Source organism: Phaeovulum vinaykumarii, from assembly GCF_900156695.1.
Classification (GTDB): Bacteria; Pseudomonadota; Alphaproteobacteria; order Rhodobacterales; family Rhodobacteraceae; genus Bieblia_A; species Bieblia_A vinaykumarii.
In genome coordinates, this window is record NZ_FTOM01000001.1 from 632,925 (window position 1) to 655,828 (window position 22,904).

A 22,904-nucleotide genomic window follows, 5' to 3' on the forward strand; every position below is an offset into this window, starting at 1 on the left:
GTCACTTCGCCTCGTAGCGGTCGCGGATCAGCCGGTCGAGCGTCATCACCCCCCAGCCGGTCGCGCCCTTGGGCGAAAGCGTGCGATCCGAGGACGCCAGCGCCACCCCGGCGATATCAAGATGCGCCCAGGCCGTGCCCTCGGCGATGAAGCGCGCCAGGAACCGCGCCGCGGTGATCGAGCCCGCCGGACGGCCGCCGACGTTCTTCACATCGGCGATGCGCGACTTCAGCGCCTTGTCGTGGACCGGATCGCAGGGCATGCGCCAGAGGCCCTCGCCCTCGGCCGCGGCGGCGGCGGCAATCGCGCCGGCCAGCGCGTCGTCATTGTCGAACATGCCCGCATGTTCATGGCCCAGCGCGATGATGATCGCCCCGGTCAGCGTGGCCAGGTCGATCACCGCGGCGGGCTTGAAACGTTCCTGTGCATACCACAGCACATCGGCCAGCACGAGGCGCCCCTCGGCGTCGGTGTTGATGACCTCGATCGTGTCGCCCTTCATCGAGCGCACCACATCGCCCGGCCGCTGCGCGCGCCCGTCGGGCATGTTCTCGACCAGGCCGACCAGCCCCACCACATTGGCGCGCGCGCGCCGCATGGCCAGGGTGCGCATGACCCCCGAGACAACCGCGGCGCCGCCCATGTCCATGGTCATCTCTTCCATGCCGGCGGCGGGCTTGATCGAGATGCCGCCGGTGTCGAAGACGACGCCCTTGCCGACCAGCGCCAGCGGCGCCTCGTCCGCAGGCCCGCCGTTCCAGCGCATGACCACCACCTTCGAGGGCGTCTCCGAGCCAAGGCCCACGCCCAGAAGCGCGCCCATGCCCAGTTCAGCCAGCCGGTCCTCCTCGAGGATCTCGACATCAAGGCCCAGCTCCTGCATCGCGGCCAGCCGGGCGGCGAAATCGTCGGTGCCCAGGATGTTGGCGGGTTCGTTGACCAGATCGCGGGTGAAGAACACGCCCTCGGCCAGCGCCGCCAGCGGCGCGGCCTGCGCGGCCACCGACTCGGGGTCGCGCACCCGCATGCAGACGGGCCCGCGCGGGGTCGGCGCCTCGGATTTATGGGCCGAGAAATCATAGGCCCGCAGCGCCAGCCCGAAGGCGATCTGGGCGGCCATCGGATGGGCATCGGCGATCACCGTCGCACCGGCCTTGCCCAGTTTCGCCCCCACCGCGGCCCCGGCCTTGCGCGCGGCCTCGACATCGCATTTGCGCGGAAGATGCACGATCTGGAGCGCCTCGGCCGCCAGCCCCGCGGGAAAGGCCAGATCAAGCGTCTCGCCCGGTTTCAGGCCGGTCGCGGCCTCGTCGGCCAGCGCCCGCGCCAGCCCGCCCCGCATCAGCCGGTCGATCCGCCGCCCCGCCGCCGAAAGCTTGGAGGTGACATCAAGCACGAGCGCAAGGCGTCCGGTCGCGGGGGCGATCGCTTCCGCGTCGAGCGGCTGGAAATCAATGGATACGGGATGGGTCATGAGAAGGTCTCCGCAGGAAAGGCACGCACGCCAGGGGCAAGGGGCGCCCCCGACTGGCCGTGTTCGGCGCCGAACCTAGCCAAGCCGCGCCCGGTTGGGAAGCGCGCGCGGCCCGTCGCGGCGTTCAAGAGATTGCGTCCGGTGGGGCCGCACCCCGACCCCCACATGGGCAGGGCGCACCGAGGGGGCGGCGCGGAGGTGATGCGAAAGTGGCGGGGCCTTTCCCCCCGGCCCGCATCGGGCTAGAGAAAGACAAAGCTTCAACGTCGGATCTGGAATCCCCTCTTGTCCCGGATAGATCGATATCTGATCGCCCAGCTTCTGGCGCTGTTCGGCTTCTTCGCGCTGGTGCTGGTGTCGGTCTATTGGGTCAACACCACCGCGCGCCTGTTCGACCGGATGATCGCGGATGGCCAGTCGGCCATGGTGGTGCTGGAATTCACCGCCATGATGCTGCCCGGCGTGATCTTGCTGGTGCTGCCGGTCGCGGTCTTCGCGGCCACGCTCTATGGCGTCAACCGACTGATGGGCGACAGCGAGCTGGTGGTGATGCAGGCCACCGGGATCTCGCCCTGGCGGATGGCGCGCGGGGTGGCGGGATTCGGTCTGATCGTGGCGCTGGCGATGGGCATGCTGGCGCATGAGCTGGTGCCGATCTCGCGCGCGCGGCTGGCCGAGCGTCAGGCGCAGGTGTCGCAGAACATCTCGGCGCGCATCCTGGTCGAGGGGCGCTTCATCCATCCCGCATCGGGGGTGACGCTCTATATCGGGCAGATCTCGCCGCTGGGGGAATTGCTCGAGGTCTTCATCTCGGACAATCGCGCGCCGGACACCGAAACCACCTATACCGCGCAGAAGGCCGTGGTCGTGAAGACCGAGACCGGCCCGCGGCTGGTGATGTTCGAAGGCATGGTGCAGGATCTCGCCGCCCAGACCGGCCGACTTCAGGTGACCCGCTTCGACACGCTGACCTATGACATCGGCGCGCTGATGGGCGCGATCGCGCCGCGCCGGCCGCGGATCGAGGAATTCACCACGCCCCAGCTGATCGCCCACGGCACGGCGGTCGCCCATGCCTCGGGGGCGGGGGCGGATCTCGTGCGCACGATCCTGCACGAACGCATCGCCCAGCCGCTGCTGGCGCCGGTGGGCGCGCTTCTGGGGCTGGCGGCGCTGCTGACGGGGGGCTTCTCGCGCTTCGGCATCTGGCGCCAGATCGGCTTTGCCATCCTGCTGGCGATCGGGGTGCAATTCCTGGTCAACCTGACCTCGGACATGGCGCGGGGGCTGTCGGGCGGCTGGCCGCTGGTCTATGCCCCGGCGGTCGCGGGGCTTCTGGCTGCGGCCGCGCTTCTGGGCTGGGGCGCGCGACGCCGGCGGGTGCCGCCCCCGGCGCGCAGCGCCGCCGACGGGTCGGAGGCGGGCGCATGACCCTGGCGCTTTACGTCGCGCGGCGGTTCCTCAAGGTCTTCGGGCTTCTCTTCGGGGTGTTCTTCGCCGTTCTCTTCCTGATCGACATGGTCGAGCAGATCCGCCGCTTCGACGGGCTGTCGCTGGGGCTGCGGCAGCTGGCCTTCCTGTCGGTGCTGCACACGCCGGCCTCGTTCTACCCGATCCTGCCGCTGGTGACGGTGCTGGCGGGGGTGGCGCTGTTCCTGGGCCTTGCGCGGTCCTCGGAACTGGTGGTGATCCGCGCGGCCGGGCGCTCGGCGCTGCGGCTTCTGGTGGGGCCGGTGCTGGTGGCCTTCGTGCTGGGGGCGCTGGTGGTGGCGCTGTTCAACCCGGTCGTGGCGGCCACCTCGAAACGCTACGAGACCCAGGCCACGCAGCTGCGCCGCGGCGTGGAACAGGTGGTCTCGATCGGCGCGGAAGGCGTCTGGCTGCGTCAGGGCGCGCGCGGCCCCGAGGGCGAGGCCCGCCAGACCGTGATCCACGCCGCCCGCGCCAACACCGACGCGACGGTCCTCTATGACGTGTCCTTCCTGATCTTTGCCCCCGGCAAGGGGCCGGTGCGGCGAATCGACGCCGCGCGCGCCGATCTGGAAACCGGGCGCTGGGTGCTGCGCGCGGCGCGCGACTGGCCCTTCGAGGCCACCCCCAACCCCGAGGCCGCGATGACCCGCCACGACCGGCTGGTGCTGGGCTCGGAGCTGACCCCCGAGCGCATCCGCGACAGTTTCGGCACCCCCAGCACCATCGCCATCTGGGACCTGCCCGATTTCATCACCGGGCTCGAGAGGGCCGGATTCTCGACCCGCCGCCATGCGGTCTGGTTGCAGATGGAACTGGCGCTGCCGCTGGTCTTTTCGGTCATGGTGCTGATCGCGGCGGGCTTTTCGATGCGCCATGCGCGGCTGGGCGGCACCGGACGGTCCGTCCTGCTGGCGCTGGTCGCCGGGCTGGGGGTGTTCTTTCTGCGCGACTTCGCGCAGGTTCTGGGCGAAAATGGGCAGATCCCCGTGATGCTCGCGGCCTGGGCCCCGCCGGTCGCGGGGCTGATGCTGGCCCTGGGGCTGATCCTGCATCTCGAGGACGGATGAAACGACGCGCGCCCATATCCCCCCGGCCTGGTGCCGGCGCCCCACGGACGGCCCGGCCGGCCGGGCGCGGCCTTGCCGCGGCGCTGACGCTGGCGGCCGGGCTGCATCTGGGCGCGGGTCCGGGCCTGGCCCCGACCGCGGCGCAGGCCGAGACCCTGACCGGGCGGCCCATGGCCACCGCCACCGCCACGGAAACCCGCGAGGACGCCGCGACCCTGGTCGCCGACAGCATCCGTCTGGCGCCGGGCGACGTGCTTCTGGCCGAGGGCGCGGTCGAGGTCTTCTACCGCGGCAACCACCTGACCGCCGAAAGCATCCGCTACGACGGCAAGACCGACCGCATCTTCGTCACCGGCCCGCTGCGGCTGACCGAACCGGGCGCCGAGGGCGCGGTGATCCTGGCCGATCAGGCCGAGATGAGCACCGACCTGCGCGACGGGCTGCTGACCGGCGCGCGCATGGTGCTGGCGCGCGAGATGCAGCTGGCCGCGGCCACGATCAGCCGCGTGTCGGGCCGCTATACCGATCTCAACCGCGTCGTGGCCTCCTCGTGCCGGATCTGTGCCGACAACCCCACGCCGCTATGGGAGATCCGCGCCGACCGGCTGCGCCACGACACCGAAAAACGCCAACTGCTGTTCGACGGGGCCGAATTCCGCGCCCTGGGCCTGCCGATCGCGCGCATTCCGCATCTGCGCATGCCCGACCCCACGGTCAAGCGGATGACCGGGTTCCTGACCCCCAGCTTTCGCACCACCTCGGGGCTGGGGACCGGGGTCAAGCTGCCCTATTTCATCGTGCTGGGCGATCACCGCGACCTGACGCTGACGCCCTATGTGTCCAGCGACGGCATGACCACGATGGGCTTTCGCTATCGGGCCGCCACCCACAGCGGGCTCTATGCCATCGAGGGCGCCCTCTCGCGCGATGACCTGATCGCCGACACCACGCGCGGCTATCTCTTCGCGCAGGGCCGCTTTGCCCTGCCCGACGGCTTTTCGCTGGGCCTGGACCTGCAACTGGCCTCGGACCGGTCGTACCTGCTGGATTACGGCATCTCGGACGCCGACCGGCTGTGGAGCGGGATCACCCTCGAACGGGTCCGCCGCACCGAGCTGACCTGGGCGCGGCTGGGGCAGGTCTACACCATGCGCGAGGGCGAATCGAACGACCTCGAGCCGGTGCAGGCGGTCGACGCGCACAAGATCCGCGTCTTCCGCCCCGCACTGATCGGGGGCGAGCTGGAATTCGACCTCTCGGCCCATGCCCACCGCCGGCCCTCGGATCTGGACGTGGCCGGGCGTGACATGGCGCGGCTGGGCTTCTCGGCGCAATGGCGGCGCAACGCGCTCCTGCCGGGGGGGATCCTGGCGGCGGGCCTTTTCGACGTGACGGGCAACATCTACCGCATCGGCCAGGACAGCCGCTACGACGAGACGGTGTCGCAGACCGTGCCCGCGGCAGGGGTGGAACTGCGCTGGCCCTGGGTGCGCCAGGCCGGATCGGCAGCGCTGGTGATCGAGCCGGTGGCGCAGCTTCTTTGGTCGGACACCACCCGCCCGCGCGTCCCCAACGAGGACAGCCTGCTGGTCGAATTCGACGAGGGCGACCTGTTCTCGTTCTCGCGCTTTCCCGGCGAGGATGCCCGCGAAGGCGGCACCCGCGCCAACCTGGGCATCAGCTTCACCCGCTTCGACGCGGCCGGCTGGTCGCTGGGGATGACCGCCGGGCGGGTGGTCCGGGCGCGCGCGCAGGCGGGCTTTGGCACGGGCTCGGGGCTGTCGGGGGTGCAATCGGACTGGCTGCTGGCGGCGCATTTCGCCTCGGCCGGGGGGCTGGCGGTGTCGAACCGGGCGCTGATCTCGGGCGATTTCGGCGATGTCACGCGCAACGAATTGCGTGTGGCCTGGAGCCCCGGCGACGACCGCAGCCTGTCGGCGGGCTATCTGTGGATGAAGCCCGACCTGAGCGAGGGCCGGCCCAGCGCCACCTCCGAATTGACGCTCGACACCACCTGGCGGCTGAGCGCGGGCTGGTCGGGTCGCTTCGCCAGCCGCTATGACTTCGACGCCGGCCGCGCCGCCCGCGCCGGGCTGGGGCTGCGCTACGAGAACGAATGCGTCACGCTCGACCTTTCCCTCTCGCGTCGCTACACATCCTCGACTAGTGTGAGGCCCGAAACCGACTTCGGCGTCTCGGTCGCATTGGCGGGCTTCGGCGCGGGCGAGAACCGGGCCCGGCGGGTCTGCACGCGATGACCGGCCAGGCCCCAAGCGGATATCCGCGACGGCCCGAAACATGGCCCCCGGTCGGCGGGAACGACGGCCGCAGGCGGCCCCAAGACAGGCAGAGCAAGGCAGAGACATGCGCGCATTCCTGACCTCCACTTCGTTGATCGTGGCGCTTCTGGCGGGCGCCGTGCCGATCGCGGCGCAATCGCCCTTCGCGCCGGTGATCCAGGTCAACGACCGCGGCGTGACCGGCTTCGAGATCGACCAGCGTGCGCGCTTCCTGGCGCTTCTGGGCGCGCAGGGCGACCTTCTGGAGATGGCCGAGACCGCCCTGATCGAGGACCGGTTGCGGATGCAGGCGGCGCAGGAAATGGGGATCAGCGTCTCGCCCGAGCAGGTCAAGGCCGGGATGGAGGAATTCGCCGGGCGCGCCAATCTCAGCGCCGAGGAATTCCTCAAGGCGATCGCCCCCGCCGGGGTCCAGCCCGAGACCTTCCGTGATTTCGTCGAGGCCGGCTTCGTCTGGCGCGAAACCGTGCGCAAGCGGTTCGCCGACAGCGTCCGCATCTCCGAGGCCGAGGTCGACCGCATCCTCGAACAATCCGGCAGCGCCGAACGCAGCCCGCGCCTTCTGGTCACCGAATTCGTCGTGCCGCTGCGCGAGGGCCGCGAGGCCGAGGCCCGCGCCCGCATCCGCGAGGCCGCCGCCGCCCCCGACGAGGACAGCTTCTCGCGCATGGCGCGGACCTATTCGATCGCGCCCACCCGCACCGATGGCGGGCGGCTGGGCTGGCTGCCGCTCGACGCGCTGCCCGAGGACGTGCAAGGCCCGCTTTCGCGGCTGAAACCGGGGCAGCACACGGCGCCGATCCAGATGAACGACACGCTGGTCGTGCTGTGGCTGCGCGAGCTTGAGCCCGCGCGGCGCGAAGGGGCGGGGCTGGTCGATTATGCGCTGGTCAATCTGGTCGGCAGCGTCGATCCCGCCCAGGCGGCGGGGGCGCTGCGTCAGCGCGCCGACGCCTGCGACACGCTCTATACCGCCGCGGCGGCGCTTCCGTCGGGGCAGGTCGTGCGCGAGAAACTGCCCCGCGCGGCGATCCCCGCCGACATCCGCGGCGCACTTGATGCGATGGACGCGGGCGAATCGCAGGTGGTGCAGCGCGCGCAGGGCCCCGCCTTCGTGATGCTGTGCTCGCGCTTTGCGGTCGAGAAGGACGGCGCCGACACCCCCGACCGCAACCGCGTGCGCGCCGGTCTGACCAATGCCCGGCTGGGGGCGCTGGCCGCAGCCTGGCTGGCCGACCTCAAGGCCCAGGCGATCATCCGCCGCAACTGATCCCCCGCCGGCCCGCACCAGAGCGCCCACATCAGACGGTCCGCACCAGAGGGCCCGCGCCTGGCGAAACGCATCCGCCGCGGGCCGTCCCCCGCCCGGGTGCCCGCCCGGAGGGACCGGACGGGGAAACTCCGGACACGCGCTCCTTGCCCGGCCCGCCCTCCCGCGCGGGGCTGCGCCGGGCGCCGTCGCCCTTTGCGCCGCCGCAATGCACCCCTTGCCCGGCGCGCCGCATCCGATACCTTGTGCGCGCTCACGTTCCCGGAAGGTTGCCATGTCCCGAGTTTCGCTTTCCCCCGATGCCGCCCCCGGCTGGGCGCCCGACCGATCGAACGGCGTCGTGCTGGTCTCCTGTGGCGAGCCTGCCGGCGTCGGCCCCGAGATCGCCGCCAAGGCCTGGGCCGCGCGCGGCGCCGATCTGCCCTTCGTCTATCTGGGCGACCCTGCGCATCTGCCCGCCGGCACGCCCTTCGTGCGCGTGTCCGAGCCCGCCGAGGCGCCGCAGGCCGCGCGCCACGGGCTGCCGGTCCTGCCCCATCCCTTCCCCGATCCCGCCGAGCCGGGCCGCCCCTCGGCCGCCAATGCCACCGAGGTGATCGCCGTCATCGCCCGCGCGGTCGATCTGATCCGGCAGGGCGCGGCGGGGGCGCTGTGCACGGCGCCCATCCACAAGCATGCGCTGCAATCGGGTGCGGGTTTCGCCTTTCCGGGCCATACCGAATATCTGGCGCATCTGGCCGGCGATGTGCCGGTGGTGATGATGCTGGCCTCGTCATGCGTGGCGCCGGGGCTGCGGGTGGTGCCCGCCACGATCCATATCGCGCTGTCCGAGGTGCCCCGCGCGCTGACGCCTGCGCTGCTGGAACAGGTGATCCGCATCACCCATGCCGGGCTGCGGCGCGACTTTGCGCTGGCCGCCCCGCGCCTGGCGCTGGCCGGGCTGAACCCGCATGCGGGCGAGGATGGCGCCATGGGCCCCGAGGAAATCGCCTGGATCGCGCCGCTGGCGGGCAAGCTGCGCGCCGAGGGCATGGATCTGGCCGGGCCGCTGCCGCCCGACACGATGTTCCACCCCGCCGCGCGCGCGCGCTATGACGCGGCGATCTGCGCCTATCACGATCAGGCGCTGATCCCGATCAAGACGCTGGATTTCGCGGGCGGGGTCAATCTGACGCTGGGGCTGCCCTTCGTGCGCACCTCGCCCGATCACGGCACCGCCTTCAACATTGCCGGCAGGGGGATCGCCGATCCCGCCTCGATGCTGGCCGCGCTCGAGATGGCGCGGGATCTGGCGCGGCGCCGGGCCACGGGCCGCGCCGCCTGACGGCCCTGCCCCGCGCCCCCCCCGCGCACGCCCGCGCACGGGCCCGCATCTCACACGAGCCCGCGACAGGACGCTCTCCGACGCCATTCCGTCGCTTTCGGCTTCGCAGGATGGCGGGGCTCGGTCATGGTGGCACCATGTTCCTCAGCGTCTTCGACATCTTCAAGATCGGGGTCGGCCCGTCCTCGTCGCATACCATGGGCCCCATGGTGGCGGGCGGGCGCTTTCTCGACCATCTGCGCGGCCTGCCCTTCCACGTGCACGGGCTGCGCGCCTCGCTGCATGGATCGCTGGCCTTCACCGGCAAGGGCCACGCCACCGACCGCGCCACCATCCTGGGGCTGGCCGGGTTCCTGCCCGACAGCTATGACCACGCCCGCGCCGAAGAGGCCCTGGAAACCAACCGACGCACGCGGCAGCTTGCGCCGCCGGGGCTGGGGCCGCTGGTCTTCGACCCCGAGCGCGATCTGATCTTCGACTATGACCAGCCGCTGCCGGGCCACCCCAACGCCATGATCCTGATGGCAACCGACGCCCAGGGCGACGTCATCGCGCGCGAGGTCTATTATTCCATCGGCGGCGGCTTCGTGCAGACCGAGGCCGAGGCCCAGGCCATCGACGATCACGCGCTGCGCGACCCCTCGCCCGTGCCCTACCCCTTCCGCAGCGCCGCCGAGATGCTGGAAATGGCCACCACCTCGGGGCGCAGCATCGCGCAGATGAAACGCCTCAACGAGGCCCGCTTTCGCACCCCCGCCGAGATCGAGGCCGGGCTCGACCGGATCTGGGCGGTGATGTCGGGCTGTCTGGACCGCGGGCTGGGCGCAAGCGGCACCCTTCCCGGCGGGCTGAGCATCCCGCGTCGGGCAGGCGCCATTCACGCCGCCCTCAAGGCCGAGGCCGGCATGAACCTGACCGCGCCGCATGTCATCAACGACTGGATTTCCACCTATGCCATGGCGGTGAACGAGGAAAACGCCGCCGGCGGACAGGTGGTGACCGCCCCCACCAACGGCGCCGCGGGCGTGGTGCCGGCGGTGCTGCGCTATTGGCTGGACCATGTGCCGGGCGCCAGCACCGCGCGGGTGGGCGAATTCCTTCTGACCGCCGCGGCGATCGGCGGGCTGATCAAGCGCAATGCCTCGATCTCGGGGGCGGAATGCGGCTGCCAGGCCGAGGTGGGCTCGGCCGCGGCGATGGCGGCGGCGGGGCTGGCGGCGGTGCTGGGCGCCACGCCTGCGCAGATCGAGAATGCCGCCGAGATCGCGCTGGAGCATCATCTGGGCATGACCTGCGACCCGGTGAAGGGGTTGGTGCAAGTGCCCTGCATTGAACGCAACGGGCTGGGCGCGATCAAGGCGGTGGCCGCGGCGTCGCTGGCGCTGCGCGGCGACGGGCGCCATTTCGTGCCGCTCGATGCCGCGATCGAGACCATGCGCCAGACCGGCCGCGACATGCATTCCAATTACAAGGAAACTTCGCTGGGCGGGCTGGCGGTCAACGTGCCGAATTGCTGAAATCGCTCGCCTTTCGCGTGTAAAACGCCCGTTTTTCTATCACATCTGCGGCAATCGGCTTGGCGGCGGCAGGTCAAGCGGCTAAGGCATCCGCGCCATGAGCCCGGAGAGCCCCGCATGATCGACGTTCGCACGATGACCCTCAGCGACCTCGAGATGGTCCTGGACTGGGCCGCCGACGAAGGCTGGAACCCCGGCCGCGAGGATGCCCGCGCCTTCCTGGCCGCCGACCCCGAGGGCTTCTTCATCGCGCTGAAGGGCGGCGCGCCCGTAGCCGCGATCTCGGTCGTCAACCACTGCGATCTCTATGCCTTTCTGGGGCTCTATCTCTGCCGACCGGACTGGCGCGGCAAGGGGATCGGGCTGCATCTGTGGAAGCTGGCGCTGAAACATGCCGAAGCCCGCAGCGTGGGCCTGGATGCCGTGCCGGCGCAGACCGCGAATTACGCGCGCTCGGGCTTTCTGGCGGCGGGCACCAACCAGCGCTGGACCGGCACGCTTGAGGGGCGCGACAACCCCGCCGTGCGCGACGTCACCCCCGAGGACGTGCCCCAGCTGATCCTGCGCGACGCCCAGGCCGGCGGCTTTGCCCGGCCCGGCCTGATGCGCGCCTGGCTGGCGCCGACCGACACGCGCCGGTCGGTGGTGCTGGGCCCGGTCGACAAGCCGCTGGGCTTTGCCACCATCCGCCTGGCCCGCGAGGGCGCCAAGATCGGCCCGGTGGTGGCGCCGGGCGCCGAACCCGCGCTGCGCCTGATCCGCGCCGCTGCGGCGCGCTTTCCCGGCGAACGGATCATCCTGGACGTCCCGACCTCGAATGCAGCGCTGTCGAATGCGCTGGCCGGCGCGGGCTTCGAGGCCGGTTTCGAGACCACGCGCATGTTCCGCGGCCAGCCGCCGATGTCCACGCTGATGGCCCAGGCGCTGGGCACGCTGGAGCTGGGCTGAGACGCAAGCGGCGGCCCCCTCTGAGGCGATAGGGCTGCGAGCACATAACGGGCAAATGCCCGTGATTTGATCGTGATCCGGGCGCACCCCTGGACACCCCCACCGTCAATCTGCGCGCCACACAGGCATGCGCCCGATTTTTGCGCACATATTTCATGCGCCCCGGCCGATCCCGCATTTTCCCGCGCCCGATTTGACGCTTTGCAATTCTCTGCGCCGCAGCGGGGAGCTTTGCTAGGCCTGCGCCGGGCGAGGGGCCCGGCACGGACCATCGCGCCCGCCCCGCGCGGACAGGGCGCCAGCAGAGGGGAAAACCATGACCGGACTGAAAGCGCGCGCCTGCGCCACGGCCCTTGGGCTCTTGTTCGCCACCGGCGCGCTGGCCGAAGGCGACACGATCAAGATCGGCGTCCTGCATTCGCTTTCGGGCACGATGGCCATTTCGGAAACCACGCTGAAGGACACCGTGCTGATGCTGGTCGACCAGCAGAACGCCAAGGGCGGCGTGCTGGGCAAGCAGCTGGAAGCGGTGGTCGTGGACCCGGCCTCGGACTGGCCGCTCTTTGCCGAGAAGGCGCGCGAGCTGATCACCGTGGACGATGTGGACGTGATCTTCGGTTGCTGGACCAGCGTCAGCCGCAAATCGGTCCTGCCGGTCATCGAGGAACTGAACGGCCTGCTGTTCTATCCGGTGCAATACGAGGGCGAGGAAAGCTCGAAGAACGTCTTCTACACCGGCGCCGCGCCGAACCAGCAGGCAATCCCGGCGGTGGATTACTTCCTCGAGGAGCTGGGCGTCGAGAAATTCGCGCTTCTGGGCACCGATTACGTCTATCCGCGCACCACGAACAACATCCTGGAAAGCTATCTCCAGCAGAAGGGGATCGCGGCCGAGGACATCTTCGTCAACTACACCCCCTTCGGCCATTCCGACTGGTCCAAGATCGTGGCCGACGTGGTCGCGCTGGGCGCCGACGGCAAGAAGGTCGGCGTGATCTCGACCATCAACGGCGATGCCAACATCGGCTTCTACAAGGAGCTGGCCGCGGCCGGCGTCTCGGCTGACGACATTCCGGTCGTGGCCTTCTCGGTCGGCGAGGAAGAACTCTCGGGTCTCGATACCTCGAACCTGGTCGGCCATCTCGCGGCCTGGAACTACTTCCAATCCGCCGAAAGCCCCGCCAACGAGGAATTCGTGGCCGCCTGGAAAGCCCGCATGGGCGAAGAGCGCGTGACCAACGACCCGATGGAAGCCACCTATATCGGCTTCAACATGTGGGTGAACGCGGTCGAGGCCGCCGGGTCGACCGATGTCGATGCCGTGGAACAGGCGATGATCGGGCAGACCTTCCCGAACCTGACTGGCTCGACTGCCGAGATGCTCCCGAACCACCACCTGACCAAGCCGGTCCTGATCGGCGAGATCCGCGCGGATGGCCAGTTCGATATCGTCAGCCAGACCGAGCCGGTGCCGGGCGACGCCTGGACCGACTTCCTGCCCGAATCGGCGGTTCTGGAAGCCGATTGGAAGACGCTGGGCTGCGGCATGTACAACACCGAAACCCAGACCTGCGTGCAGATGACCTCGAACTACTGAGGTCCGGCGCGGCGCGGGCGGTCCTCCCCCGTCTGCGCCGCGCGCGTCCCTTCGGACCACCGTCCGGACGCCGCCGCGGCCATTTTGCCAGGCGCGCGCCCCCCGGACTTTGCCTCCTGCCCTTGCGGCCCCGTTTCGGAACCCCGAAGCCATGACAGATTTCCTGACTTTCCTTCGTGCCGCCCTTCTGGGCGTGCTGGTCCTGATGGCGGCGCAGATGGCCGCGGCGCAGGATCCGGCCGCCCCCGGCACGCCCGCCCCCACCGCGCAGCCCGCCCCCGAGACCGCCCCCGAGCCCCCCGGGACCACCGCCGAGATGGCGCCGCTGGCCGCGCTGATCGCAGAGAACGCGCGCCAGATCGCCAAGCCCTCGCGCAAGACCATCGGCCCGGTGATCGACGCCATCGCCGCCGCCCCGGGGCCGCAGACGCAAGCCTTCCTCGAGGCCTGGGCCGACAAGCGGCTGGGTCGGCGCAAGGCCGACGGCGCGCTTTTCGTGCTGGAAAAGGCCGGGCCCGACTGGAGGCTGATCGACCCGGCGACGGGGGCAACCGCGGGCACCGCGCCGAAAGACGACATTGCCCAGCTGCGTCCCAATTCCGGCGTGCGCGGGCTGATCGCCTCGGCGCTGGTGCGGTTCCAGCTGTCCGACCCCGACCCCGCGCGGCGGGGGGCCGCGCTCGACGCGCTGGCGCGGACCGCGAGCGCCGAGAACCTGGGCCCGCTGCGCGCCTCCCTTCCCGGCGAGACCGACCCGGAACTGGCCGCCCGCAAGGCGCGGCTGGAACGGATGCTGACGCTGCGCTTTGACCCCGACCCGGCCGCGCGCGTCGCCGCGATCGAAAGCTTCTCGGGCGATCTGGGGCTGGACGTGCGCGCCGCGCTGAACCCGCTGGTCGCCACGACCCGCATCGCCGCGACCGCGCCGCCTGCGGGCGCCAACATCGCCGCCGAGCTGGTGCCGGGGCGCGATATCGACAAGGCCGCGGCCTATGCGCTGCTGGTCGAGGCGGGGCTCGCCCCGCCACGGCTGAGCGCCGCCGACCGCCGCGCCGCCCTTGAAGCCCATGTCGAGAACGGCGCCGTCGGTGGCGTGCCGCTGGCCGATCTGGACGACGAGGACGCGCGCGAACGCGCCTATGCCGGGCTCGTCTCCGCGGGTCTGGCCCGCCCCGCCGCCACCGCCGCCGAGGTCGACGCCCGTCTGGCCGCCTATCGGTTCTTCGACATCCACGCCGAAGCAGACCCCGCCGTGACCGATGCCGCCCGCGCGACCCTCGATCACATCGAGATGAAGGTGGGCGCGATGCAGGGGCTCGATCTGGGGCTTGATGCGCTGTCGCTGGCCTCGATCTATTTCCTGGCCGCCATCGGGCTGGCCATCACCTTCGGCGTGATGGGCGTCATCAACATGGCGCATGGCGAATTCATCATGATGGGCGCCTATACCGGCTATGTGGTCCAGCAATTCGTGACCGATTACACGCTGTCGATCCTGATCGCGCTGCCGCTGGCCTTTGGCGTCACCTTCGCCGCCGGCGTGGCGATGGAGCGGCTGGTGATCCGCCATCTCTACAACCGCCCGCTGGAGACGCTGCTGGCCACCTTCGGGATCTCGATCGCGCTCCAGCAGGTTGCCAAGAACGTCTTTGGCACCCAGGCCCGCCCGCTGACCGCGCCGGGCTGGCTGGACGGCGCCTGGGTGATGAACGACGTGGTGTCGATCAGCTACATCCGCATTGCCATCTTCGTGCTGGCGCTGATCTTCCTGGGCTTCTTCCTGTGGCTGATGAAACGCACGCGGCTGGGCCTTGAGGTGCGCGCCGTGACCCAGAACCCGGCCATGGCCGCCTCGATGGGGATCAAACCAGACCGCATCAACATGCTGACCTTCGGGCTGGGCTCGGGGATCGCGGGGATCGCGGGCGTGGCGATCGGCCTCTTTGCCAAGGTGACCTCGGAGCTGGGCCAGGACTACATCGTGCAGAGCTTCATGACCGTGGTCGTGGGCGGCGTGGGCAACATCTGGGGCACGCTGGCCGGGGCCGCCATGATCGGCGGGCTGCAAAAGGGCATCGAGTGGTTCAACCCCTCGAACACGCTGGCCGCGCAGACCTACATGATCGTCTTCATCATCATCTTCATCCAGTTCCGGCCGCGGGGGATCATTGCCCTGCGGGGTCGCGCGGCGGGGGATTGAACCATGAACCTGTTTCGCAAGCACCCCTCGCTTCCGGTCTTCCTGGGGCTTCTGGCGGCCTTCGTGCTGGCCGTGACGCTGATGTCCGAGGCCGCGGGCGCCGGGCTGGTCTCGACCTCCTTCGTCAAGACGCTGGGCAAGACGCTGTGCCTGTGCCTGATCGCGCTGGCGATGGATCTGGTCTGGGGCTACACCGGCATCCTGAGCCTGGGGCATTTCGCCTTCTTCGGGCTGGGCGGCTACATGATCGGCATGTGGCTGATGTATGCGCGCACCGAAACCATCGTCGAGGCCTCGCTGGCCTCGGGGGCGCTGCCGCCGACCCCGCAGGAGGTCCAGGACGCCATCGCCACGCAGATCTTCGGCGTGGTCGGCGCCTCGGATCTGCCCGCGATCTGGAGCCTGGCGGGATCGCTGCCCGCACAGCTTGCGCTGGTGGTGCTGGTGCCGGCGGCGCTGGCGGCGGTCTTCGGCTGGCTGGCGTTCCGGGCGCGGGTGACGGGGGTCTATCTGTCCATCCTGACCCAGGCGATGACGCTGGCGCTGGCGCTGTGGCTGTTTCAGAACGACAGCGGGTTGCGCGGCAACAACGGGCTGTCGGGGCTGCAGAACATCCCCGGCCTTGAACAGCACGGACAGGATCTGGTGTCGCTGTGGTTCTTCTGGGCCTCGGCGCTGGCGCTGGGTCTGGGCTATCTGGGCGCGCAATGGCTGGTGTCGGGCAAGTTCGGCTCCGTCATCCGCGCGATCCGCGACGACGAGGCCCGCGTGCGCTTTCTCGGCTATCCGGTCGAGGGCTTCAAGCTGTTCGTCTTCGTGCTGACGGCGGTGGTCGCGGGGCTGGCCGGGGCGCTCTATTACCCCCAGGCGGGGATCGTGAACCCCGCCGAGCTGGCGCCCATCGCCTCCATCTATCTGGCGGTCTGGGTGGCGATCGGCGGGCGCGGGCGGCTTTACGGCGCGGTGATCGGGGCGGCCTTCGTCAGCCTGGTGTCGACCTGGTTCACCGGCGGCAATGCGCCCGACATTCCGCTGGGCGGCTATACGCTGCATTGGGTGGATTGGTGGCAGGTGCTGCTGGGCCTGTCCTTCGTGGCGGTCACGCTCTATGCGCCGCGCGGGATCGGGGGGCTGTTTGACCTGCTGGCGGGGCTGCGTGCCCCCAACCGCCGCGGCGCGCCGCTGGGCCCCGATCAGGGCGCCCTGCAGGAAAAGGAGGCCGACGCATGAGCACGCTTCTCGAGGTTTCGGGCGTTTCGGTCACCTTCGACGGCTTCCGCGCCATCAACAACCTGTCCTTTTCCATCGCCGAGGGCGAGTTGCGCGCGGTGATCGGGCCGAACGGGGCGGGCAAGACCACCTTCATGGACATCGTGACCGGCAAGACACGGCCCGACAGCGGGCGGGTGCTCTTCGGCGAGAAATCGGTCGATCTTCTGCGCCTGTCCGAGGCGCGTATCGCGCGGGCGGGGGTGGGGCGCAAGTTCCAGCGCCCGACCGTCTTCGAAGATCAGACCGTGGCCGAGAACCTGATGCTGGCGCTGCGCGCCCATCGCGCGCCCTGGCGGGTGCTGTTCTGGCGCCCGAAACCGGCCGACCACGCCCGCATCGCGGAACTGGCCGCCGAGGTCGGCCTGTCGGATCAGTTGCCGCGCAAGGCGGGCGAGCTGAGCCACGGGCAGAAGCAATGGCTCGAGATCGGGATGCTTCTGGCGCAGGAGCCGCGGCTCTTGCTGGTCGACGAGCCCGCCGCCGGCATGACCGGCCCCGAGCGCGAACATACCACCGACCTTCTGGTGTCGCTGGCGCGCAGCCGCGCCGTGGTGGTGGTGGAACATGACATGGAATTCGTGCGCCGGCTGGCCTGCAAGGTCACGGTCCTGCACGAGGGCTCGGTCCTGGCCGAGGGCTCGCTGGACCATGTGACCGCCAACCCGGCGGTGATCGACGTCTATCTGGGGCGCGGATGATGCTGAGAACCGAGAACCTGACCCTTCATTACGGCGGCAGCCAGATCCTGCATGGCATCGACCTTGCGGCCGAGGCCGGACAGGTGACCTGCGTCATGGGCACCAACGGCGTGGGCAAGACCTCGCTTCTCAAGGCGCTGGCGGGCACGCATCCGCGCTCGGGCGGCGAGATCGAGCTGGACGGCGAGCGGCTGGGCCGGCTGCCGGCGCAGGCGATGGCGCGCAAGGGGCTGGCCGTCGTGCCGCAGGGGCGGATGATCTTTCCGCTGCTGAGCGTGCGCGAGAACCTCGAGACCGGCTTTGCCTGCCTGCCGCGTTCCGAACACCGCATCCCCGACGAGATCTTCGAGCTGTTCCCGGTGCTGGCCGAGATGTCCCACCGCCGCGGGGGCGACCTGTCGGGCGGCCAGCAACAGCAACTGGCGATCGCGCGCGCCATGATCACCCGGCCCAAGGTGCTGCTTCTGGACGAACCGACCGAAGGCATCCAGCCCAACATCATCCAGCAGATCGGGCGGGTGATCCGGCATCTGCGCGACCGCGGCGACATGGCCATCATCCTGGTCGAGCAATATTTCGACTTTGCCTGGGATCTGGCCGACCGCTTCTATGTCCTGCGCCGCGGCGAGGTGGCCCTGTCGGGGGCGCGCGCCGAGACCACGCGCGAGGCCCTGCGCCAGGCGGTTTCCGTCTGATGCAGGCCCGCCTGCCGCCGGGCGGGCAGTGCTGATCCCTTGAAGCGGGCCGAAAAACCCCGTAACCAAGGCCGAATTCACATCCAACACGAGACGCTGCCCATGTCCGCGCCAAAGAAAGTCGTGCTCGCCTATTCCGGCGGCCTCGATACCTCGATCATCCTGAAGTGGCTACAAACCGAATACGGCTGCGAGGTCATCACCTTCACCGCCGACCTCGGCCAGGGCGAGGAACTGGAGCCCGCGCGCCAGAAGGCCGAGATGCTGGGCATCAAGCCCGAGAACATCCACATCACCGACGTGCGCGAGGAATTCGTGCGCGACTTCGTGTTCCCGATGTTCCGCGCCAATGCGCTCTATGAGGGGCTCTATCTGCTGGGCACCTCGATCGCGCGGCCGCTGATCTCGAAGCATCTGGTCGATCTGGCGCATCTGCACGGCGCCGATGCCATCGCCCACGGCGCCACCGGCAAGGGCAACGATCAGGTGCGGTTCGAGCTGTCGGCCTATGCGCTTGACCCGGCGATCAAGGTGATCGCGCCCTGGCGGGAATGGGATCTGACCTCGCGCACCAAGCTGCTGGAATTCGCCGAGGCCAACCAGATCCCGATCGCCAAGGACAAGCGCGGCGAAGCGCCCTTCTCGGTGGACGCGAACCTGCTGCACACCTCCTCGGAGGGCAAGGCGCTGGAGGATCCGGCGGTCGAGGCGGGCGATTACGTCTATCAGCGCACGGTGAACCCCGAAGATGCGCCCGACACCCCCGAATACATCGAGGTGACCTTCGAGACGGGCGACGCCGTGGCCATCGACGGCAAGGCGATGAGCCCGGCCACGATCCTGACCACGCTGAACGAATACGGCCGCAAGCACGGCATCGGGCGTCTGGATTTCGTGGAAAACCGCTTTGTCGGCATGAAGTCGCGCGGCATCTACGAAACCCCCGGCGGCACCATCTTGCTGGAGGCCCACCGCGGCATCGAGCAGATCACGCTGGACGCCGGCGCGGGCCACCTGAAAGACAGCATCATGCCGCGCTATGCCGAGCTGATCTATAACGGCTTCTGGTTCAGCCCCGAACGCGAGATGCTTCAGGCGCTGATCGACAAGAGCCAGGAACACGTCACCGGCACCGTGCGGCTCAAGCTCTACAAGGGTTCGGTCCATTGCGTCGGCCGCTGGTCGGATCATTCGCTCTATTCCGAGAAGCACGTGACCTTCGAGGAAGACGCCGGCGCCTATGACCAGAAGGACGCCGCGGGCTTCATCCACCTGAACGCGCTGCGCCTGAAGCTGATCGCCACGCGCAACGCCAAGGTCAAGTGACGCGGCCCGAATGACCGCACGGGCCGCCATCCTCACCGTATCCGACCGCGCCAGCCGCGGCGAATATGCCGACAAGGGCGGCCCGGCGGCCGAAGACTGGCTGCGGGCGGTGGTGACATCGCCCCTGGCCATCACCCGCCAGATCATCCCCGACGGGCGCGACGTCGTGGCCAGCGCCCTGCGCGCGCAGGTCGCGGACGGGGTGGACCTGATCCTGGTCACGGGCGGCACCGGCCCCGCCCCGCGCGACGAGACCCCCGAGGGTCTGTTTGCCGTGATCGACAAGGAACTGCCCGGCTTCGGCGAGGAAATGCGCCGCGCGTCCCTGGCCGAGGTGCCGACCGCGATCCTGTCGCGTCAGACCGCCGGCATCGCCGGGAAAAGCCTCATCATCCTGATCCCGGGCAAGCCCGCGGCCATCGACACCTGCCTGAGCGCGGTCTTTGCCGCCGTGCCCTATTGCCTGGACCTGATCGGCGCGGCGCGGATCGAGACCGACCCCGCGCGGATCACGGCCTTCCGGCCCAAGGGCGCCTGAGCCCCCGAAAGAGGTCAAATGGGCTGGCTCAACGCGGCGGGCGGATCGTATCGCCGCGGCTGAAGCTGGGGGTCAGTTCGATCACCTGGCCGCCGTCCTCGTGCCCCGAGATGATCGCCGCCGCGCGCCGGCCGATCTCCTTGCGGCAGGCATCCATCGACGCCAGCCGCCGCGGCAACCCCTCGATCAGCTCGACCCCGTTGAACCCGGCAAGGCCCAACGAGCCGGGCACGTCCATCCCCTGCTCAAGGCACCACAAAAGCCCACCCGCCCCGATCATGTCGTTGGAGTAATAAAGAAAATCCAGATCGGGCGAGCGGGCCAGCATGGTCTTGGTCATCTCGCGGCCCTTGGCCAGCGCCGAGCCGCCCGAATAGAATTCGCGGTCTTCAAGCACCAGCCCCGCCTCGGCCAGCCCCGCCTCGAACCCCTCGAGACGTTTGCGCGCGCGGTGATCCTCGGGCATCTTGGTGCCCATGAAGCCCACCCGGCGATAGCCCGCCTCGACGATGGCGCGCGCCATCTCGAGACCCGCGCGCCGATGCGAGATCCCCACGACCGAATCGATCCCCGCGCCGTCCACGTCCATGATCTCGACCACCGGCGCGCCGGCATTGGCCAGCATGGCGCGCGCGGCATCGGAATGTTCCAGCCCGGCCAGGATCACCCCGGTCGGCCGCCAGCTCAGCATCTCGTAGAGAACGGCCTCCTCGCGCTCGGGGCGGTAATTGGTGACGCCCACGACCGGGGTCAGCCCGGTGCCCTCCAGCTCGGCCGAGATGCCACCCAGGACATCGGGAAAGACCAGGTTCGACAGCGACGGGATCACCACCGCGACCAGGTTGACCCGCTGGCTGGCCAGCGCGCCGGCGATGCGGTTGGGCACATAGCCCAGCGTCCGGGCGGCCTCGAGCACGCGCTTGCGGGTGGCCTCGGAGACATCGCCGCGGTTGCGCAGCACCCGGCTGACCGTCATCTCCGACACGCCCGAGGCCTCGGAGACATCGCGCAGGGTCAGGGTTCGGCGGCGCTCGGTCGGCGGACGGGTCACGCGGCGTTCCTTCGTGGGTATCGTGGGGCTGAATGCCCTCTGTTAGCGCCAAACAAGACCCGCACGCAAGCAGATCGGAGCGGCGCGCCCCCTCAGAGCCGGATGCGCAGGCGCAAGAATCCCTGAGGCGTCAGGCCCAGCGGCTCGGCCTCCAGATCGGTCAGCTCATGCAGATGCGCCGCGGCGCCGGGGCCGGTGTCGAAGACGGCGGTGGTGCCGGGCATCGGCCGGATCGACCAGCCGCGCGGCATCTGCGGATCGACCGCGCGCGCGCCCTGCGCGGCCAGATAGGCCAGGACGATCTCGCGGATGGGCGCCGCCCCCTCAAGCACCACCTCCATCTCGGCCAGGCCGGGAAAATGCCCGCCGCCATGCGCGCGATAGCTGTTGGTGGCGATGACGAACATGTCGCCCGGCCCCACCGGGCGGCCCTGATGGCGCAACGCCCCGATGCGCCGCGCGCCGGGGTTGACCAGCAGGCCGGCCAGGTCATAGCGGGCCGGCTGGCTGAGGTCGATCTCGCAAGTGATGCCGTCGATCACGTCGAAATTGTAGCTGGGAAAGTCGGGCGCGATCAGCGGCTGATCCGCCCCGCCCGGCCGCAGTTGGAAAAACACCCCCGCCGAGCGTTCCAGCCATTCCGTCAGAACCGCCCCCGACACGCGCAACGCCCGGATCACATTGGGAAAGAGGTAAAGATCGGCGACATTGCGCAGGACCAGTTCGCCGGCGGGAATATCGGTGAAGAATTCGGCCCCGCCCCGGCCGCCGTTCTTGTAGGGCGCGGTCGCCGACAAGATGGGCAGACCGGCATGCGGCCCGCCGGCCAGGCCTTGCGCGACATGCCAGCGCTGGGCCTCGGCCACCAGCCGCAGACAGGCCGAGGGTGCGACCAGCGAGAAATAGCTGTGCAGCGGCCGCGCGCTGACGCCGACGGGGCGGCGCACGAACCCCAGCGCGGCCTGATGCGCCGCGGCGGCGGCGGCGACCACCTCGGGGGCGTCGGCGGCCAGCGGGACCACCGCGCCCCCCTCGGGGCGGCGCCGGAAGATCGGGCGCAACTCGGACCGCGCGGTCTCGATGCGCCAGCCCTGCGCATCACGCGACAGTTCGAGATCCACCACCCCCAGATGCGAACCCCAGAACCCCGCCATCACCGCAGGCTTGCCGTGGATCGTGCCGCGCTCGGCGTCGACACAGGCCGGAAACGGCGGCGGCGCGGAGGGGGCCGGGCGCGGGGGGGCGGTCTCGGGCGGCCGCGGCAGCAGAAGATGCGCATGCCCCAGAAGCAAGACGTCGATGCCTTCGACCGCGGCAAGCGGCAGCGCCGCGTTCTCCTGCCCGGCCACGTGATCTGGCGCACCGATCCCGGTATGGGCCAGCGCCACCACGATATCGGCCCCCGCCGCGCGCAGCAGCGGAACCGCCACGCGCGCCGTTTCCGTGATGTCCAGCGCCTTGACCCGGCCGTTCAGATGGTCGTGGTCCCAGTCCACCACCTGCGGCGGCACCAGCCCGATCACCCCGATCCCGATCTCGGCGCTCCGACCTTCGGCATCGGTCAGCCGGCGCCGCAGCACCTTCCACGGCGGCAGGATCGGAAGACCGCTCTCGCGCGCGATCAGATTGGCCAGGACGAACGGGAATTGCGCGCCCCGCAGCGAGGTCAGCAGATACTCCAGCCCGAAGTTGAAGTCGTGGTTGCCCACGGTCGCGGCGTCATAACCCAGCGCATTCATCGCCGAGATGACCGGATGCGGGCGGCTGTCGGACACGCCGTATTCCTGCGCCACGTAATCGCCGAAGGGGTTGCCCTGAAGCAGATCGCCATCATCGAAGAGAAGCGCGTCGGGGACTTCGGCGCGGGCTTCGGCGATCAGCTGGGCCACGCGCGACAGCCCCACCGTGTCCGAGGGCTGGTCGCCATAGTAATCATAGGCCAGCACATGCGCGTGCAGGTCCGTCGTCTCGAGGATGCGCAGGCGAAACCCCGAAGACGCATCCGGTGCGGAAAGCTCTGATCGTCCGGTCAACACGGTCCCTTTGCAGGTCTTCTCGAGGACATGGAGGCCCGCCGCGGGCCGGCGGCGGTGGTCTGTGGGGAAAGGTTAACGCCTCACGTATCCGGCTTCTACCCTGATAATGGCTCTCGGG

Annotated in this window: 17 protein-coding genes; 14 read left to right on the top strand and 3 right to left on the bottom strand. The window is 69.8% G+C overall.

Annotated elements, in window-relative coordinates; all coding sequences use genetic code 11:
• Position 1: 1 nt before the first annotated feature.
• Positions 2–1,474: a leucyl aminopeptidase gene (locus tag BW949_RS02980; RefSeq protein WP_076363400.1), complete on the bottom strand. Its 1,473-nt coding sequence runs from the start codon at positions 1,472–1,474 to the stop codon at positions 2–4.
• Positions 1,475–1,759: 285 nt separating this feature from the next.
• On the opposite strand from BW949_RS02980, the gene lptF reads away from it, so the two are divergent.
• The 14 genes from lptF (at position 1,760) to mog (ending at position 19,699) form a co-directional block, all read left to right on the top strand.
• Positions 1,760–2,905 carry an LPS export ABC transporter permease LptF gene (gene lptF / locus BW949_RS02985; protein WP_076363401.1) on the top strand — a complete coding sequence of 382 codons (1,146 nt, stop codon included), beginning with the start codon at positions 1,760–1,762 and terminating at the stop codon, positions 2,903–2,905.
• Positions 2,902–4,014 carry an LPS export ABC transporter permease LptG gene (lptG, locus tag BW949_RS02990; protein WP_076363402.1) on the top strand — a complete coding sequence of 371 codons (1,113 nt, stop codon included), beginning with the start codon at positions 2,902–2,904 and terminating at the stop codon, positions 4,012–4,014. The genes lptF and lptG overlap by 4 nt, the downstream gene beginning before the upstream one ends.
• Complete coding sequence (locus BW949_RS02995; RefSeq protein WP_083947549.1) at positions 4,011–6,272, top strand: LPS-assembly protein LptD; 2,262 nt, start codon at positions 4,011–4,013, stop codon at positions 6,270–6,272. The genes lptG and BW949_RS02995 overlap by 4 nt, the downstream gene beginning before the upstream one ends.
• A 106-nt stretch (positions 6,273–6,378) precedes the next feature.
• Positions 6,379–7,584, top strand: coding sequence for a peptidyl-prolyl cis-trans isomerase (locus tag BW949_RS03000; RefSeq protein ID WP_076363403.1), 1,206 nt, complete (start codon positions 6,379–6,381; stop codon positions 7,582–7,584).
• Between the two features lie 274 nt (positions 7,585–7,858).
• Positions 7,859–8,908, top strand: coding sequence for a 4-hydroxythreonine-4-phosphate dehydrogenase PdxA (gene pdxA / locus BW949_RS03005; RefSeq protein WP_083947551.1), 1,050 nt, complete (start codon positions 7,859–7,861; stop codon positions 8,906–8,908).
• 137 nt (positions 8,909–9,045) lie between these two features.
• Positions 9,046–10,425, top strand: a complete 1,380-nt coding sequence (locus tag BW949_RS03010) for an L-serine ammonia-lyase (protein ID WP_076363404.1) — start codon at positions 9,046–9,048, stop codon at positions 10,423–10,425.
• Between the two features lie 117 nt (positions 10,426–10,542).
• Positions 10,543–11,373 carry a GNAT family N-acetyltransferase gene (locus tag BW949_RS03015; protein WP_076363405.1) on the top strand — a complete coding sequence of 277 codons (831 nt, stop codon included), beginning with the start codon at positions 10,543–10,545 and terminating at the stop codon, positions 11,371–11,373.
• A 316-nt stretch (positions 11,374–11,689) separates the two neighbouring features.
• The gene (gene urtA / locus BW949_RS03020; protein ID WP_076363406.1) at positions 11,690–12,970 is read left to right on the top strand and encodes an urea ABC transporter substrate-binding protein; all 1,281 of its coding nucleotides are present in this window, start codon (positions 11,690–11,692) and stop codon (positions 12,968–12,970) included.
• A 316-nt stretch (positions 12,971–13,286) separates the two neighbouring features.
• Complete coding sequence (gene urtB, locus BW949_RS03025) at positions 13,287–15,170, top strand: urea ABC transporter permease subunit UrtB (RefSeq protein ID WP_407947230.1); 1,884 nt, start codon at positions 13,287–13,289, stop codon at positions 15,168–15,170.
• Between the two features lie 3 nt (positions 15,171–15,173).
• Entirely contained in the window at positions 15,174–16,400 is a 1,227-nt protein-coding gene (gene urtC, locus BW949_RS03030) for an urea ABC transporter permease subunit UrtC (RefSeq protein ID WP_076363407.1), read from the top strand.
• Positions 16,397–17,140 (top strand): urea ABC transporter ATP-binding protein UrtD, encoded by a 744-nt coding sequence (gene urtD / locus BW949_RS03035; RefSeq protein WP_076363408.1) that lies wholly within the window; start codon positions 16,397–16,399, stop codon positions 17,138–17,140. Before urtC ends, urtD begins: the two co-directional genes overlap by 4 nt.
• Positions 17,137–17,835, top strand: a complete 699-nt coding sequence (gene urtE / locus BW949_RS03040; RefSeq protein ID WP_076363409.1) for an urea ABC transporter ATP-binding subunit UrtE — start codon at positions 17,137–17,139, stop codon at positions 17,833–17,835. The genes urtD and urtE overlap by 4 nt, the downstream gene beginning before the upstream one ends.
• A gap of 102 nt (positions 17,836–17,937) precedes the next feature.
• On the top strand, positions 17,938–19,161 hold the full coding sequence (locus BW949_RS03045; RefSeq protein ID WP_076363410.1) for an argininosuccinate synthase: 1,224 nt from the start codon (positions 17,938–17,940) through the stop codon (positions 19,159–19,161).
• A 10-nt stretch (positions 19,162–19,171) separates the two neighbouring features.
• The gene (gene mog / locus BW949_RS03050) at positions 19,172–19,699 is read left to right on the top strand and encodes a molybdopterin adenylyltransferase (protein WP_076363411.1); all 528 of its coding nucleotides are present in this window, start codon (positions 19,172–19,174) and stop codon (positions 19,697–19,699) included.
• A gap of 28 nt (positions 19,700–19,727) precedes the next feature.
• Here mog and BW949_RS03055 read toward each other — a convergent pair whose 3' ends face one another.
• Together BW949_RS03055 and BW949_RS03060 are read right to left on the bottom strand one after the other, a co-directional pair.
• The gene (locus tag BW949_RS03055) at positions 19,728–20,750 is read right to left on the bottom strand and encodes a LacI family DNA-binding transcriptional regulator (protein WP_076363412.1); all 1,023 of its coding nucleotides are present in this window, start codon (positions 20,748–20,750) and stop codon (positions 19,728–19,730) included.
• A 92-nt stretch (positions 20,751–20,842) separates the two neighbouring features.
• A complete protein-coding gene (locus tag BW949_RS03060) occupies positions 20,843–22,786 on the bottom strand; it encodes a bifunctional 2',3'-cyclic-nucleotide 2'-phosphodiesterase/3'-nucleotidase (RefSeq protein ID WP_097176954.1) in 1,944 nt (647 codons plus the stop codon).
• Between the last annotated feature and the right edge of the window lie 118 nt (positions 22,787–22,904).

Bases quoted from the DNA above. Each gene is read 5' to 3' on its own strand.
- urtE (WP_076363409.1), top strand. From the start codon at position 17,137: ATGATGCTGAGAACCGAGAACCTGACCCTTCATTACGGCGGCAGCCAG.
- urtA (WP_076363406.1), top strand. From the start codon at position 11,690: ATGACCGGACTGAAAGCGCGCGCCTGCGCCACGGCCCTTGGGCTCTTG.
- pdxA (WP_083947551.1), top strand. From the start codon at position 7,859: ATGTCCCGAGTTTCGCTTTCCCCCGATGCCGCCCCCGGCTGGGCGCCC.
- BW949_RS03010 (WP_076363404.1), top strand. From the start codon at position 9,046: ATGTTCCTCAGCGTCTTCGACATCTTCAAGATCGGGGTCGGCCCGTCC.
- BW949_RS02980 (WP_076363400.1), bottom strand. From the start codon at position 1,474: ATGACCCATCCCGTATCCATTGATTTCCAGCCGCTCGACGCGGAAGCG.
- lptG (WP_076363402.1), top strand. From the start codon at position 2,902: ATGACCCTGGCGCTTTACGTCGCGCGGCGGTTCCTCAAGGTCTTCGGG.
- urtB (WP_407947230.1), top strand. From the start codon at position 13,287: ATGGCGCCGCTGGCCGCGCTGATCGCAGAGAACGCGCGCCAGATCGCC.
- BW949_RS03015 (WP_076363405.1), top strand. From the start codon at position 10,543: ATGATCGACGTTCGCACGATGACCCTCAGCGACCTCGAGATGGTCCTG.
- urtD (WP_076363408.1), top strand. From the start codon at position 16,397: ATGAGCACGCTTCTCGAGGTTTCGGGCGTTTCGGTCACCTTCGACGGC.
- BW949_RS03045 (WP_076363410.1), top strand. From the start codon at position 17,938: ATGTCCGCGCCAAAGAAAGTCGTGCTCGCCTATTCCGGCGGCCTCGAT.
- mog (WP_076363411.1), top strand. From the start codon at position 19,172: ATGACCGCACGGGCCGCCATCCTCACCGTATCCGACCGCGCCAGCCGC.
- urtC (WP_076363407.1), top strand. From the start codon at position 15,174: ATGAACCTGTTTCGCAAGCACCCCTCGCTTCCGGTCTTCCTGGGGCTT.
- BW949_RS02995 (WP_083947549.1), top strand. From the start codon at position 4,011: ATGAAACGACGCGCGCCCATATCCCCCCGGCCTGGTGCCGGCGCCCCA.
- BW949_RS03000 (WP_076363403.1), top strand. From the start codon at position 6,379: ATGCGCGCATTCCTGACCTCCACTTCGTTGATCGTGGCGCTTCTGGCG.